The 12,127-nt window shown below is 62.0% G+C and carries 13 protein-coding genes and 1 pseudogene; 3 read left to right on the top strand and 11 right to left on the bottom strand.

The window, feature by feature from the left end:
* Window positions 1-851, bottom strand: an 851-nt coding sequence (locus tag KBI52_RS12125; protein WP_210807719.1) for an IS110 family transposase, incomplete at its 3' end; no start/stop codon positions are given.
* 925 nt (window positions 852-1,776) lie between these two features.
* Complete coding sequence (locus KBI52_RS12120) at window positions 1,777-2,331, bottom strand: hypothetical protein (protein ID WP_210807718.1); 555 nt, start codon at window positions 2,329-2,331, stop codon at window positions 1,777-1,779.
* Window positions 2,332-2,912: 581 nt separating this feature from the next.
* Between KBI52_RS12120 and KBI52_RS12115 the strand changes: the two genes are divergently transcribed.
* On the top strand, window positions 2,913-3,167 hold the full coding sequence (locus tag KBI52_RS12115; protein ID WP_210807716.1) for a hypothetical protein: 255 nt from the start codon (window positions 2,913-2,915) through the stop codon (window positions 3,165-3,167).
* Window positions 3,168-3,725: 558 nt separating this feature from the next.
* Here KBI52_RS12115 and KBI52_RS32910 read toward each other — a convergent pair.
* Window positions 3,726-4,013 (bottom strand): hypothetical protein, encoded by a 288-nt coding sequence (locus tag KBI52_RS32910; protein WP_247654346.1) that lies wholly within the window; start codon window positions 4,011-4,013, stop codon window positions 3,726-3,728.
* Window positions 4,014-4,062: 49 nt separating this feature from the next.
* On the opposite strand from KBI52_RS32910, the gene KBI52_RS12105 reads away from it, so the two are divergent.
* Window positions 4,063-4,398 carry a hypothetical protein gene (locus tag KBI52_RS12105; protein WP_210807731.1) on the top strand — a complete coding sequence of 112 codons (336 nt, stop codon included), beginning with the start codon at window positions 4,063-4,065 and terminating at the stop codon, window positions 4,396-4,398.
* 248 nt (window positions 4,399-4,646) lie between these two features.
* Here KBI52_RS12105 and KBI52_RS12100 read toward each other — a convergent pair whose 3' ends face one another.
* From KBI52_RS12100 to KBI52_RS32900, 5 genes and pseudogenes are all read right to left on the bottom strand, one after another.
* Window positions 4,647-5,948, bottom strand: coding sequence for a DUF2254 domain-containing protein (locus KBI52_RS12100; RefSeq protein WP_210807714.1), 1,302 nt, complete (start codon window positions 5,946-5,948; stop codon window positions 4,647-4,649).
* Between the two features lie 309 nt (window positions 5,949-6,257).
* Window positions 6,258-7,367 (bottom strand): AI-2E family transporter, encoded by a 1,110-nt coding sequence (locus tag KBI52_RS12095; RefSeq protein ID WP_210807712.1) that lies wholly within the window; start codon window positions 7,365-7,367, stop codon window positions 6,258-6,260.
* 144 nt (window positions 7,368-7,511) lie between these two features.
* Window positions 7,512-7,769, bottom strand: coding sequence for a hypothetical protein (locus KBI52_RS12090; RefSeq protein WP_210807710.1), 258 nt, complete (start codon window positions 7,767-7,769; stop codon window positions 7,512-7,514).
* 870 nt (window positions 7,770-8,639) lie between these two features.
* The gene (locus KBI52_RS32905; RefSeq protein ID WP_247654345.1) at window positions 8,640-9,011 is read right to left on the bottom strand and encodes a hypothetical protein; all 372 of its coding nucleotides are present in this window, start codon (window positions 9,009-9,011) and stop codon (window positions 8,640-8,642) included.
* A 152-nt stretch (window positions 9,012-9,163) separates the two neighbouring features.
* A pseudogene (locus KBI52_RS32900) lies at window positions 9,164-9,553 on the bottom strand (DDE-type integrase/transposase/recombinase); the annotation flags it as partial.
* Window positions 9,554-9,709: 156 nt separating this feature from the next.
* On the opposite strand from KBI52_RS32900, the gene KBI52_RS12080 reads away from it, so the two are divergent.
* Window positions 9,710-9,952 (top strand): hypothetical protein, encoded by a 243-nt coding sequence (locus tag KBI52_RS12080; protein WP_210807706.1) that lies wholly within the window; start codon window positions 9,710-9,712, stop codon window positions 9,950-9,952.
* A gap of 88 nt (window positions 9,953-10,040) precedes the next feature.
* Here the strand turns inward: KBI52_RS12080 and KBI52_RS12075 are convergent, their stop codons facing one another.
* The 3 genes from KBI52_RS12075 to KBI52_RS12065 form a co-directional block, all read right to left on the bottom strand.
* Entirely contained in the window at window positions 10,041-10,475 is a 435-nt protein-coding gene (locus KBI52_RS12075) for a potassium channel family protein (protein ID WP_210807704.1), read from the bottom strand.
* Between the two features lie 10 nt (window positions 10,476-10,485).
* A complete protein-coding gene (cax, locus tag KBI52_RS12070; protein WP_210807702.1) occupies window positions 10,486-11,634 on the bottom strand; it encodes a calcium/proton exchanger in 1,149 nt (382 codons plus the stop codon).
* A gap of 140 nt (window positions 11,635-11,774) precedes the next feature.
* Entirely contained in the window at window positions 11,775-12,119 is a 345-nt protein-coding gene (locus KBI52_RS12065) for a DUF3302 domain-containing protein (RefSeq protein WP_315974868.1), read from the bottom strand.
* Between the last annotated feature and the right edge of the window lie 8 nt (window positions 12,120-12,127).

The raw sequence follows: 12,127 nt of genomic DNA, 5'->3' as shown, positions 1-12,127 counted from the left end.
TGCGCTCCCACGACCAGCAGCTTGCGCAGGTGCCGGTTGCCCATCTTGGAGATGGAGCCCAGCCGAGCCTTGCCGCCGGTTGAATGCTGCCGGGGCACGAGCCCGAGATAGGCGGCGAACTCTCGACCACCCTGGAACAGGCTGGGATCTGGAACACTGGCTGAGAGACAGGAGGCGACAATCGGGCCAATGCCCGGAATGCCGGCGAGCCTCGGGCTGACTGGATTACTGCGGTGGGCCGCCAGAATGGCCTTGTCAAGCTTGGCAATCTGCGCCTCGACCTCAACCAGCATCGCCGCCAGAGGCTGGAGTGCGATCCGAGCCGTGGCGGGGAGATCCGGGTTAGTCTCGTCCTGAAGATAAGCGATCAGCTGGCGCGTGTTGCGAGCGCCCTGCGCCACCACGATGCCCAGCTCTGCAAAGTGACCACGCAGGGCATTAATCAGGGCGGTTCTCTGCCCGATCAGGAGGTCGCGGGCTCCATGCAGCATGAGGGTGCTCTGCTGCTGCGGGGTCTTGACCGGAACGAAGCGCATCGACGACCGTGTAACGGCCTCGCAGATCGCCGCCGCGTCGGCGGCATCGTTCTTCTGCCGACGCAGATAGGGTTTGACGTAGGCCGGAGGGATCAAGCGGACGTCATGCCCGAAGGCCATGAGCGTGCGCGCCCAATGGTGAGCCGTCGCGCAGGCCTCCATCCCGATCAGGCAAGGTGGAAGGGTGCTGAAGAAGCCTGGGACCTGGCTGCGGCGCAGCGCCCTGCGCAGGACGATCCTTCCAACTCTGTCGACGCCGTGCAACTGGAAGACATTCTTCGCGATATCAAGGCCGATCGTGGCAATCTCTAGCATGATGAGTGGCTCCGCTCCGGGTTCTTGGACATGCCTATTCTGGCATGTCTGACGCTGGTGGAGGGCGCCATCCACGACATCAACTTAACTTAGGAAAGGCTGTCTTCCGCTGTTCCCGGCTATTCTGTGACAGGTCTAAGCCATTGAAAATACGTGGCCCGCTCTGGGCTGAAACATCGGCAAGAGCAAGTACAAGCGTTATGTCGACGGTGCCCAATGGACACGGATCTTGTTCTGACCCCATGCGACCTCGACGAGTTGGACTGCCTCGGGCGCGGCCCTCTCGCACGCCAAATCCGTTGCCGGCTGGCCGGCAACCCCCGGCAGCGTCGCCGGCGTTGCCCGGCGCTTCGTGCGGCGGCACTCCTGCTGATCCACGTGGATCTGCCCACCCGGAGCGCTAGCCTCCCGACCGCTTCCGAGCCGGACCGGGGCCTCCGGAAACCGAGCTTGCCCACGGTTCATGACATGGTTGGCCGGCTTCCGGAGTTCTGGATCATCCGATGCGGTCGCCGGCGCAGCATCAGCTCGATCAAGGCGATCGGGCCGGTGGCGGTCCCGAAGTTGGCCCGCCAGTGCCACCTCCTGACGGCATCGCCGTCCGAGCCCGCTCGAGCAACGTCGTGGCCGCCTCGACACACGCTCTCATGGAATCGCGCGGGTCACACCGCACGGCGAGGGTCGCATCGCCAACGCGTAGCAGAAAGCCGGCGCCGCGTAAGGGCCCTCCCCGTCTCATTCCGCCCCCATCGAGCCCACGCAGAAGATCGTCGAGGTCACGATCCTGCCGACTATAGGACGAGCCGCGGTCGTCGGCATCGTCCGAACTTTGGCCGAAAGCAGGCAGGACGATCAGCATTAGCCCGGCTGCCGCAAGAAGCGCTTTCTTCATATCGTTCCTCCTCTGGGTTGGGTTCGGGGCAGATCAGTCGCGGCAGATGCGCCGGCGCACCAGGACCAGGAGGCTGCCGTCCTGAGCCCGCAGGCTGCGCGTGAGGAAGTAGCAGCCGCCGCCTTCGAATCGTGCCGCCAGGCGTTCCCGCAGGCGACCGCGCAAGCCGCCGCCATCGTCCGCGTCATCCCATCGTGAGGCCAAGGGTTCGCGTAAACGCTCCCGCAGGCCGCCACCCTCGTCGTCCGCTCGCGAGGCCAGCCGTTCGCGCAGGCGCTGGCGCAGGCCCGGATGATCCCGCAGGAAATCCATAAGTTCGCTGCGACGATCCCGGCGCTCCTGGAGCAGGTCCAGCAGCATGTCGCGCTGGTCACGGCGCTCCTGGATCAGATCCAGGAGCATGTCGCGGCGATCGCCGCGTTCCTGAATCCAGTCTCGCAGAAGGTCGCGCAAGCTGTTGTCGCTGACGTCGGATCCGCCGGTGCTCCAATCGTCTTCCTGGGCAGCCGCCGGGCTCGTTGTGAGAAGGAGAGCGGGCGAGGCGAAGAGGCTGAACGCCGCCATCGCCAGAACAGGCAATCGGGTCATGATGCTTCTCCAGTTGAGAACCAATTAGCTTCAACTCGGACGCACACTCACGCCGTCCTGCAAGCCTCCCCACGCCTCAAGCGCTCCTGGGGCGAATGCAGCGCGGGAACCCAGGCTTGACCAGGAAAGCCAGTGTCGCGGGAGCAAGCCCCGGGAACCCATGACCAAGAGAGCTGGACCGCCCGGGACACCAGCCTGCCAGCGTGGTCATTCTATCGATCCTTGTTGGCCTCCTTGTGTCTGCGCCCTCGCTTGAGCGGGATCGCCGCTGGACAAAAGCGGTCTCACGCCGCCTCTTCCCCGGGGCTCATTCCTTCCAGATGACAATCCCCGTTGGTGCTCTGCTACCGCACCAGCATGTCGGGCGCCGGTCCGCCCCAGCGTTAGCAGGATTGGCTAGCACCTTGGTCGGCCGTTTGAGCAGAGCACCGAGGCGCACATTCTGGAGCACTGCCGTCGCAAAAAAGGTTCGTCACTGTCCTGATCGATCAAGCAAGCTGTTTCCCGACATGGTTTCGTTGGCCGCGCCTGAAGGCACGATGACAGACGCATTGAACTCAGGTCTTTGAGGGAGCCATGCCATGAAGGCTGCTTTCATCCCGCTGATACTCGGCGCCCTGATCGCTGCGGCGCCGGCTTGGTCTCAGCACAGAACCGGTCCGTCGACGCCCTCCAGAGAAATTGAAATCCCGTCCCAGCGTCAGCTCGAAAGAGAAGTCTTCACGGAGCCGCGGAATGACTTCTCGTCGATCGACTCGGTCGCTGACGGCGAGATGGAGCGCATGGACCGCCAGATCGACAGCCTCATCGAGCGGGGCATCTGCGACGGATGCTGACAACGGAGCCTGGTCGCAGATGTGGTGGCGGCAGTCCCATTTTGGGATGGCTCAGGTCCGCCATCATCGTTTTCGGCATCCCGGTCTCAGGTTGGGCGGATCGACCCGCGACTGCTGCACGTCAAGGGGGATCGGGCCGTCGCGCTCGGCAACAATCGCGGCGTCATGGTGCTGATCCGCGGGATCGTTGACGCTGTCGACACATTGTCCAGGGCGAGGAGCAGGGCCAAGTTCTTCCCGAACGTCAGGATCGCGTTCCCGTGAGGTAAGCCCGCGGTCTGGCTAAGAAGGAAGAAAACAGACGTTCGGGAAGGGCAAGGGATTTCCTGGATGGAGCAAGCGGACGTTCGGCGGGGCGTCTGCGGACGAAATCGACTGTGTTTCTGCTCGAGGCACCGCCACCTCGCCATGGACGCAGGCACTCCCAGGAAACCGCCTAAGCTCCCGTGCGAGGGGCGGCCAGCGTTCACTTGTTGTGATCGCTGGCCTATGCTGAAAGGCGACCGATCGGATCATGCGTTGCCGCCCGGCACGTCACTGCGTACGTGCGCTTGCTCCTCAGCAGGTGCGGACCCACTGCCATTGATAGTAGGAGCCGGTCCAGACCCGTTGTTGGCGCAGGCACGGATTGCTGGCGGGATAGCCATATCCGTAGCCGTAGGTCGCGGGATATCCATAGCGGGAGGTCGCAGGGTAGCCGTACCTATTTCCGTAATAGGATCCCGCACCCGCTGCGATGGCACCAGTCGCAACCGCACCGGCGGCGATGCCGGGACGATAGTAGGCCCCGCGGTAGCCGTAATAGGCATCGCGGCGGACAGTCCGGCGGGCACTCCGGCGCGCCACGCCGGCCACACTTCCCGGCGTCGCGGGCCGGCCAACGCGAGCTTCAGCCGTGTCGGCTGTCACCCTGATGCCCAGGTTATCGGATTTCTCGATCGAAACGGGGATCGCACACAGCAATGCAGAGGCTGCAACCAAGATGGCCGTCTTCGCCCTGATCTCGCACATGATCTCCTCCTGTTTGGCTGAGATGATCGCCTGCGTAGTCGAAGGCTGGGCACGAAGGCTCATGGAGCACTCTAGTAAGGCAGCGGTCGTCATCGATGATGTCAGCCGGCTGCCCGAGTCGCACCTTGATGTTCCCGATACCGAAGAAGCGACGGCACACGATCTGACCTGCACGCAGACGAGTGCTTATCTGGAGGGCCGCCGAGCTTGGTCATCATGACCCTCCAGAGGCAAATATAAATGTATCACATCTCGGCCGAATCGCGTTGGCATAAATCAAGACATAAATCAAGAATCAAGGTCATTGCCGCGACCGGGGATATCCGTCCCGGGGCGACCGGCACGCCAGTGCCGGATGACGAGGCGACGACCTCGCGCTGCAGCCCCGCTCATAGACTGTGGCTGCCTTGGAGTGGAGCTTGATCGGCCCTCACAGCTCGCGCGCAAGTCCGCAAGCGAGCCGAGCGGCTATTGTCCGATCATGCCATGTGCACCCTCGCTGAAAGTATTCGACCGGCTGCGGGCAAAGCCGAGCCCCTGTTGATCTTCTTGAGATGCCGTCAGCTTGTCCTGAGGATCCAGTTGCGCACGTTCAATCACCCAATCCAGATGGCTCAGATATTGACCTAAAGCGACAGCACGGTCTTCGGAGGTTACCTCCTGCAAACCGGTAAGTGCCGCTCGCAGCCGACGCATAATCTGAATGGAATTTGCACCGAATAAGCGGATTTCATCGAAGGCGAGCGCCAGGTAATCGTTCCAGCTTGGCATTGGTATGATCGCTCGAACCGCGCCGCCGGCTCCCCGCAAACGTCTCGCCTGCAAGTCGCACCGACCAAGGCGTCGTAGCAGATCTTCGATTTGGTCGATGGCTTGCACCGCAGTCGTAGGATCGTTGATGGCTGGTGAGAGTGCCTTGGCGGCAATATCGACCAGAAGACGTATGGGATATTTGGGATCCTGTGTAAATGTACGTTCAGTTCCAAGATGCACGGTTCGCATCAGGTCCTTCAACACGATCTTGCCGTTACCTCCGTGCACCCGCAAGACAGTGCTCCCATCGAGCAACGTATCACCAACTGCGACAACCATTTCGATAACGGCGTCACCTCGCTCTGCGTGATCGACCATGGATTTGGTATCCAGCATTGTCACGGCTCGTGGATAGCCCGAGTATTTCAGAGTCTGGATCGTCAAACCATGCTTGACAGCATCGAAATGACATTGCGCAATATTGCCTTCAATCTCTAATGCGGCATCGCTTTCGCTGAACATGTCGCGAATGACTTCACGTCCGCGGTCGCCGATCAACTGAAGCACGTTTCCAATTTGCAAATCTGCAAGGCGATCGACCAACCGAGCAAAGAAGAACATACTCAGCAGCATCATGCCTCCAACCAGCATCATAGAAAACAGCGGCACAGCGCCCGAGTCGCCGCGGTCGACCGTAGCGAGCGTGAAGAGAGCGTAAATGAAGGTCCCACTGAAGGCGCCCATTGCGTGATAAAGCAATGGATCACGAGCGAACCAGTTTACCAGACGCGGCGAATATGCGATTGCGCTGAATTGAACCAGGACGAACGCAAGCGCGAAAACCAACCCGGTCAGTGCCATCATCCCGGAAGCGACGGCCGCGAGAACCGCCTGTGCCGATGCAACTGATACATCGACTGTGTAGGACGACAGAAAATGTCTCCATATCCGCGGCAGTACAATGCCGCACACTGAACTTGCGGCAACATAGATCATTGGAATGAGCCAGAGTCGCATCGTTCGACTCCCAACTGCAATTGGCCTCACTGGCGTCCAGCCGTGACGGATCGAACGCCAACCGCCGCCATCCACCTTCGGCAAGCGTAGGTCATTCTGACGGCCCCGAGATTGGAAGATGGCCTGAGCTCCGCCATTCTCGGTGCATTCCTCGTCACAGAACCGCGTATTGTCTCCTGCAACGGACGGCCGTGCTTGATCGAAGACGACAAGCTCTTGACGGTTTGAGCCAAGGCGCGACTAAAAGTGTGTCTGGTCGTTCCCATCAAGGGGGAACGGAGGCCGCCACGCTTGATCGGCCCCAGTTGTTCAGCCGGCCTCTGGCTCATCAGGGCGATGCCGGCCGTCGGCCCGGTGCTGCTGCAACCATTCCACCAGAAGCACATAGCCGATGGCCAGGAGCACGGGGCCGACAAACAAACCGAGCAGCCCATCGACGATCAAACCGCCGATAACCCCCATCAGAATGATTGGCATCGGCACATCCAGCCCGCGGCCAAGCATCAACGGTCTCAGCACATTGTCGCTCAGCCCGACGATAACGTTCCAGATCAGAAAGATGATCGCCGCCTGCGTGGCCTCGGTCGCGAAGACGTAGATGACGACGGGGAGCGCCAGCAAAATCAAAGGGACCTGCATGATCCCCAGCAAGAGCGCAACGAGCGTCAAAGGGCCGGCGGCCTGCAGCCCGATGACGAAGAAGCCGACACCCAAGAGCAGCGCCTGGATCAGCGCCACGCCAACCACGCCGAGGCCCACGCCGCGGATCGTAGCCGTCGTTAACGCGACCAACTGCACCGCGCGCGCCATGCTGCCGGTAACCCGTGCCAACAGGCGCCGGGCGAAGTCGGCGGCCCCCTTGCCATAGGCGATGAGCACGGCGGCGATCGCAAAGGACAGGACGAACGACAGTTCGCCGATGGCCAGACCGCCGGCGAACGATCCCAACCACGCCAGAGGCCCGCTCAGCAAGTGACCGTATTGTTTGAGGGCCGCAGGCAGGTTGGTGGCGACGAGGGTCCAGATCTCTGTCAGCTTTTTGCCGACCAGCGGGGTGCCATCGAGCCACAGCGGCGGCGGTGGCACCGTCACATCGTGGCTTTGCAGGCTCGGGATCAGCGAATAGAGCGACGTCGCGAGCGACGTCACCACGATGACCATCGGTCCCAGCATCACCGCAACGCCAATCAGCCCGATCAGCACTGCCGACCAGCGTTCCCCAAGGTAGCTGGCCAGGCGGAGATGAAAGGGATACAGCATCACGGCCAGGATCGCAGACCACATCAGAATGAAGGCAAACGGCAGCACGATCCGGGCACAGGCGTACACCAGTACTGCCACCAGCCCGATCCGAAGCGTGGTGTCGAACAGGGCCGCTGGCTCAGGCCCGGTGCCAAGGTTTGGCGCGTTCCGGTCCATCATCCGTCCCCTTGCACCTCCCGGTAGGGTCTCGCGTATCCTTGGAAGCGGGCGACGCTGCACGCAGGGCAGGCCCAATCCGCCGATAAGCCCGTTTGCTCACGCAGAGAAGGTCAACGCGGCCGGATCCATCAGACCAGCGGTTCAGCGCCGGCCCACCCGATTGACCGGGCCGCCACGGTTCATCGGTGTCCCGGGCCGCACGCCGACACCTGGAGCGCCGACGCCCGGGGTCACCACGGCCCGCGCGACCGGCCGCGGCCGCAACACGACGCCGGGCCGTACGACACAGCCGACCGGATAATTGACGTACTGACAGTAAACCACGGCATGGGCCTCCTCGGTGCTTGCGACCAGGAACCCAGCCATGAGTGCCGATAATGCGATCGGAAGAAGCTTCATTTCCACCTCCCTAGATCCGGTCTTCGCTCGATCATCTTGAGACTGAAGATCGTATCCCTGGCGACATCAGGCCAACTCCGTCCCGGCAAGCCTCCGTTTTTGTCGCGCGGGGCAGACCTATTCGGCCTGTCACCGTCTCAGATGCACAGTCACGGCGATTGGCGGTGTCCTCAGCCACATGGGCCGCAGTCGCAGAGGTTTGCCATCTGCCGCTTGTTCCGGAGGCGCGCCGTACCGAGCCACATCCAGGGCCGGCAAGTGGACGTCACCAGGCCAACCGCTCCTTCGCACATTTCAGGTGAACTCTAGCCAGTCCACACCGGAATGCTTGATCGATCTGGACAAGACGTTGACAATTTGGGTCAGCGGAAGATTTCACCCCCAAAGCTGCTGATTTCGCGATCGATAATCCGCGCAACGCAGTCGCACTACCTTCAGCGCAAGCTGACCTCAACTCGCTTTGCCACCAGGGGCTCCCGACATTCGAGCGATGAATGTCCAGTGTGGAGCGAGCGCGTAAGGCGCTCGCAGGGTCGAAACCGCGGTGAGACGAGGGGCTATGTTTGGCTCGCCGTCAGGATGATTTAGCGCAGCGGCTCAGGTGGCTTTCGAGCCGCGCCGGCACCATTTTCCTAGTAGCCTTGATCGTCTGGCTCCTGTTTTTGGGAGGCGGCCATGTTCGACCGAGAGATTTTCTTTGACGCCGTGCGCTCCGACCCCTTCGGCGGATCCTTGATACAAGAGCAAGTCGACGGGATGAACTACATTCTCGATACGTGGGAGGACGCACCGCCATCTGATGACCTGCGATGGCTCGCCTATGCGCTCGCCACAACCTATCACGAAACTGCGGCCACCATGCTGCCGATCTCAGAATACGGCTATGGTGCCGGCAGGCCCTATGGCGTGCCCGATCCCGAGACCGGTCAAACCTATTACGGCCGAGGTTTCGTGCAACTGACCTGGCGAGACAATTATGCCAGGGCCGATCACGAACTCGAATTGTTCGCCGACGATTCCTTGGAATGGCATGCCGATAATGCACTGAAGCCACCGATCGCCGCCGCAGTCATGTTCAAGGGCATGGCTGAAGGATGGTTCTGCGGGTGCACACTTGCCGAATATTTCAACGATCACGAGGATGATCCCTACAATGCACGGGATATCATCAACGGCGACAAATCGACGGTGCCCTCCTGGTCGGGCGGGATTTCGATCGGCAACCTGATCAAAGGCTATCACGAGGCATTCTTGGCAGCCCTGGAAGCGGCTTGGCAAGAGGATTTCCGGCCGACGGTGGTCGCGGAAACAATCCTGACTCTGACCCTGCGGCTATCGGCAGCCGGTCCCGTGAAGGTAGTTTCGGTTGAGGCCCATACGGATGCACCAGGGTGTCGAAGCCGGTCTGTCGTGTCACAGGACAGGATTGCGTCACGGATGGTCGGGCTGCCATCAACGGCGATCCGATCCGGGCGAGCATGCCGCCTCAAGGCTCAGCTCAAGAAGCGCGTGGCAGCAGGGAGATTTCGCCGTTCGCTGAACCAGAACGCGACCGTGTCGCCATTGCTAACGATGGCGCGATACAGATACCGCCACTAACCACGGATCCTAACAAACATGGTCTCAGCCACCTGCCATTTGCGGGTGACCTGGCGCTTGCGCCGGTTGCCATGCCCCAGCAGCAGCGGAGCACCGTGGGCGGTCAAACGATGGTTCGTGGCGTGATCGACTGCCACACCTTGTTCGGCCATCATCTCTTTCGGGTTCCGAAGGCTGAGGCTGTATCGAAATGGCGACCGGCTCAACATCATGCACCTCGGGAGCGCACCGGAGGTATGCCTAACTAAGTTACCGAACAGTTTGCGACAGTGGTCGGTCGCCCTTATCATATGGGCGGAGCCGGACAGGGCAGCTTGCGAGGCCCCTGGAGGTCAGGTGTGATGTCGGTACTTATCATTACTATTCTCATGTACGGACACCCGTCACAGGCCCGCTTCGTGCCGGCCATTCATAGCGTTGAAATTAGCACCAAGAACGCATGTCAGGCTGCCCGCGACGCTTACCTGCGCGAACTTGAGCCAATTGTCACTGAGCTCAACGCAGCCATCAAAGATGCAAAGGATGTTGGTGATATCAAAAGCCCAGCTGGGGTAATCATTACCGGACAATGCTTTGATCGCTAATCAAACAGTAAGAGACAAGGACTTTGCCGGCAGTTGGGTACACAATGATGGGACGGATCAACCCATGGTCCCGTCGCTTTCCCTGCGCTTACGGCCTGTCCCTCCGGTCGCGGCTGCGCATGGCCTGCCGCAGCACCTCGAAGATGACCGCCGTCGACCAGCCGAACAGCAACACGCCGTTCATGGCCGCCATCGGCCCGAGCAGGCGCCAGCGCTCTACCGGCACGACGTCGCCGTAGCCGAGGGTCGTGTAGTTGACGAAGGCGAAGTACAGGACATCCGTCCCGGCAGGCACCACATCCAGGATCGCATAGGCAAGCGACCAGGCGAGCACCTCGCAGGCATGCGCCACCATCAGCACTCCGACGGTCGCGACCATGACGGCGGCGAGCCAGACCTGGGATTGGCGGCGATCCCACTTCAAGGCATTGCGGGCGGTGCCTACGACGGTTGCCATCACGATGGCATGGATGGCGATGTTGCCCAGGCTGACTGCCCCACCCATGAGAAGCTGTCGCAGCATGGTCCGCTTCCTACGGCGTGGTGGCCGGGATCAGGTAGAGGATGGCCGCGATGATGAGATAGAGAGCCAGCAGTTGGGCACCCTTGAACCAGTTGGCCTGACCCGTCGTGGTGACGGTCGCCCCGAGCAGCACTGCCCCGAACAGCATCCACATCTCGGCCTGCGAGAACACCAGTCGGAATTGCGGCTGCCCCATGGCCGGCGCGACCAGGACCAGGATGGGGGCGACGAACAGGGCAATCTGGACGCAGCTGCCCAGGGCAATGCCGATGCTGAGATCGGGACGGTTCGCCCGGCCCATGGCAATGGCTGATCCGGACTCGGCCGCGCCGCCGACGAGCGCGAGCACGATCACCCCCATGAACATCTGCGACATGCCCAGCGCGTGCCCGGCCTGCTCGGCCGCGCCGACGAGCACCTCGCTCATCCAAGCCGCGCCTACCGACGCAACCAGCAGGGTCGCGATGCCTCTTTTGAGGCTGGGGTGCTCACCCGTCTCTTCATCCGACACAGGCGCGTTCAGCTCGGCGAAGGTTTCCGGGTGGGTTCGCAGGGAGTAGAGCAGGAACAGCCCGTAGAGACCGAGCAGGACGACCGCCACGACGAGGTCCAGGGTGGCGTGCACGCCCAGGTGGGGCTCCGACTCCAGAGCACGGTGGAACGCGCTCGGCAGCGCCAGGCTGATCCAGGCCAAGACCATGGTCGACGAGTAGGTCCGGACGGCATTCGGGTTGTACTCCTGGCTGTGGTGACGCAGGCCGCCGAGCAGGAAGGACATACCGAGCGCTACCAACAGGTTCGCGAGCAGCGCCCCGACAATCGACGCCCGCACCATCTCCAGCAGACCGGCCCGCAGGGCCGCCATGGCGATGATCAGCTCCGGCAGGTTGCCGAAGGTGGCGTTGAGCAGGCCACCGATCGTGGCACCGGTGTGGACGGCGACCTGCTCCGTTCCCTGGACGATGAGCTTGGCGAATGGCACGATGGCCAGAGCGGCGCAAAAGAAGACGACACCGGCCGGGGCGATACCGGCGTGGTCGAGAATAACGGCGACGGGCGCGAGGACCAGAAGCCATAGGAGGGACGGCTTGAGCCAGGATGACGTCGCCAGCGAGGCCTCGCCCGCCGGGCGTGCGTCGGGATAGAGCTTGTCCGTCATGACCTCACCCCCTGATTGCAGCAAGGACCCAGCGAACGTTCAACCCTAGCGCGGTTTGCTCGCCGTGCTTGATCAACAGGGACAATCCGTTGACGGTTTGGGCCACCCTATGACTGACCGGCGCTTTCACTTCCGGCCTGTCATCGGGCCTTGCCAGCTTCTCCAGGTGTGCGATGCGCCGTCGCAACTCGGCGACTTCCGCTGGCAGTTCGGTTCGGCCGGGCTCGTCCGCCGATGTCGCGTTGACTCCCCACCCCCCGTTCGGGGCGGTAGGCTCTGGCCCCAATCCACAGGAAGGGCCACAGGGCGTGGAGCGTGAACAGGCTCACCCACCCAGCCGCGTGAATGGCGTCCCGATGCGGGTGGTGGCGCGACTCGGCGATGCGGTAAGGAACATCGTGAATGGCGATGATGCCGTAGAACAGCACGATTACTAGGAAGAAGAGGATGCCCAGCACCAGATAGTTCGGGAAGGGATCGCCCATGGCTTGTT

Source organism: Microvirga sp. HBU67558 (assembly GCF_018069605.1).
Classification (GTDB): domain Bacteria; phylum Pseudomonadota; class Alphaproteobacteria; order Rhizobiales; family Beijerinckiaceae; genus Microvirga; species Microvirga terrae.
Note: the sequence above shows the minus strand (reverse complement) of the source record. Positions and strands in the feature narration are given on the sequence as shown.

Excerpts from the sequence above, each read along its gene's own strand:
- KBI52_RS12080 (WP_210807706.1), top strand. The coding sequence starts at position 9,710 with ATGTCGGTACTTATCATTACTATTCTCATGTACGGACACCCGTCACAG.
- KBI52_RS12115 (WP_210807716.1), top strand. The coding sequence starts at position 2,913 with ATGAAGGCTGCTTTCATCCCGCTGATACTCGGCGCCCTGATCGCTGCG.
- cax (WP_210807702.1), bottom strand. The coding sequence starts at position 11,634 with ATGACGGACAAGCTCTATCCCGACGCACGCCCGGCGGGCGAGGCCTCG.
- KBI52_RS12100 (WP_210807714.1), bottom strand. The coding sequence starts at position 5,948 with ATGCGACTCTGGCTCATTCCAATGATCTATGTTGCCGCAAGTTCAGTG.
- KBI52_RS12120 (WP_210807718.1), bottom strand. The coding sequence starts at position 2,331 with ATGACCCGATTGCCTGTTCTGGCGATGGCGGCGTTCAGCCTCTTCGCC.
- KBI52_RS12095 (WP_210807712.1), bottom strand. The coding sequence starts at position 7,367 with ATGGACCGGAACGCGCCAAACCTTGGCACCGGGCCTGAGCCAGCGGCC.
- KBI52_RS12090 (WP_210807710.1), bottom strand. The coding sequence starts at position 7,769 with ATGAAGCTTCTTCCGATCGCATTATCGGCACTCATGGCTGGGTTCCTG.
- KBI52_RS12075 (WP_210807704.1), bottom strand. The coding sequence starts at position 10,475 with ATGCTGCGACAGCTTCTCATGGGTGGGGCAGTCAGCCTGGGCAACATC.
- KBI52_RS12065 (WP_315974868.1), bottom strand. The coding sequence starts at position 12,119 with ATGGGCGATCCCTTCCCGAACTATCTGGTGCTGGGCATCCTCTTCTTC.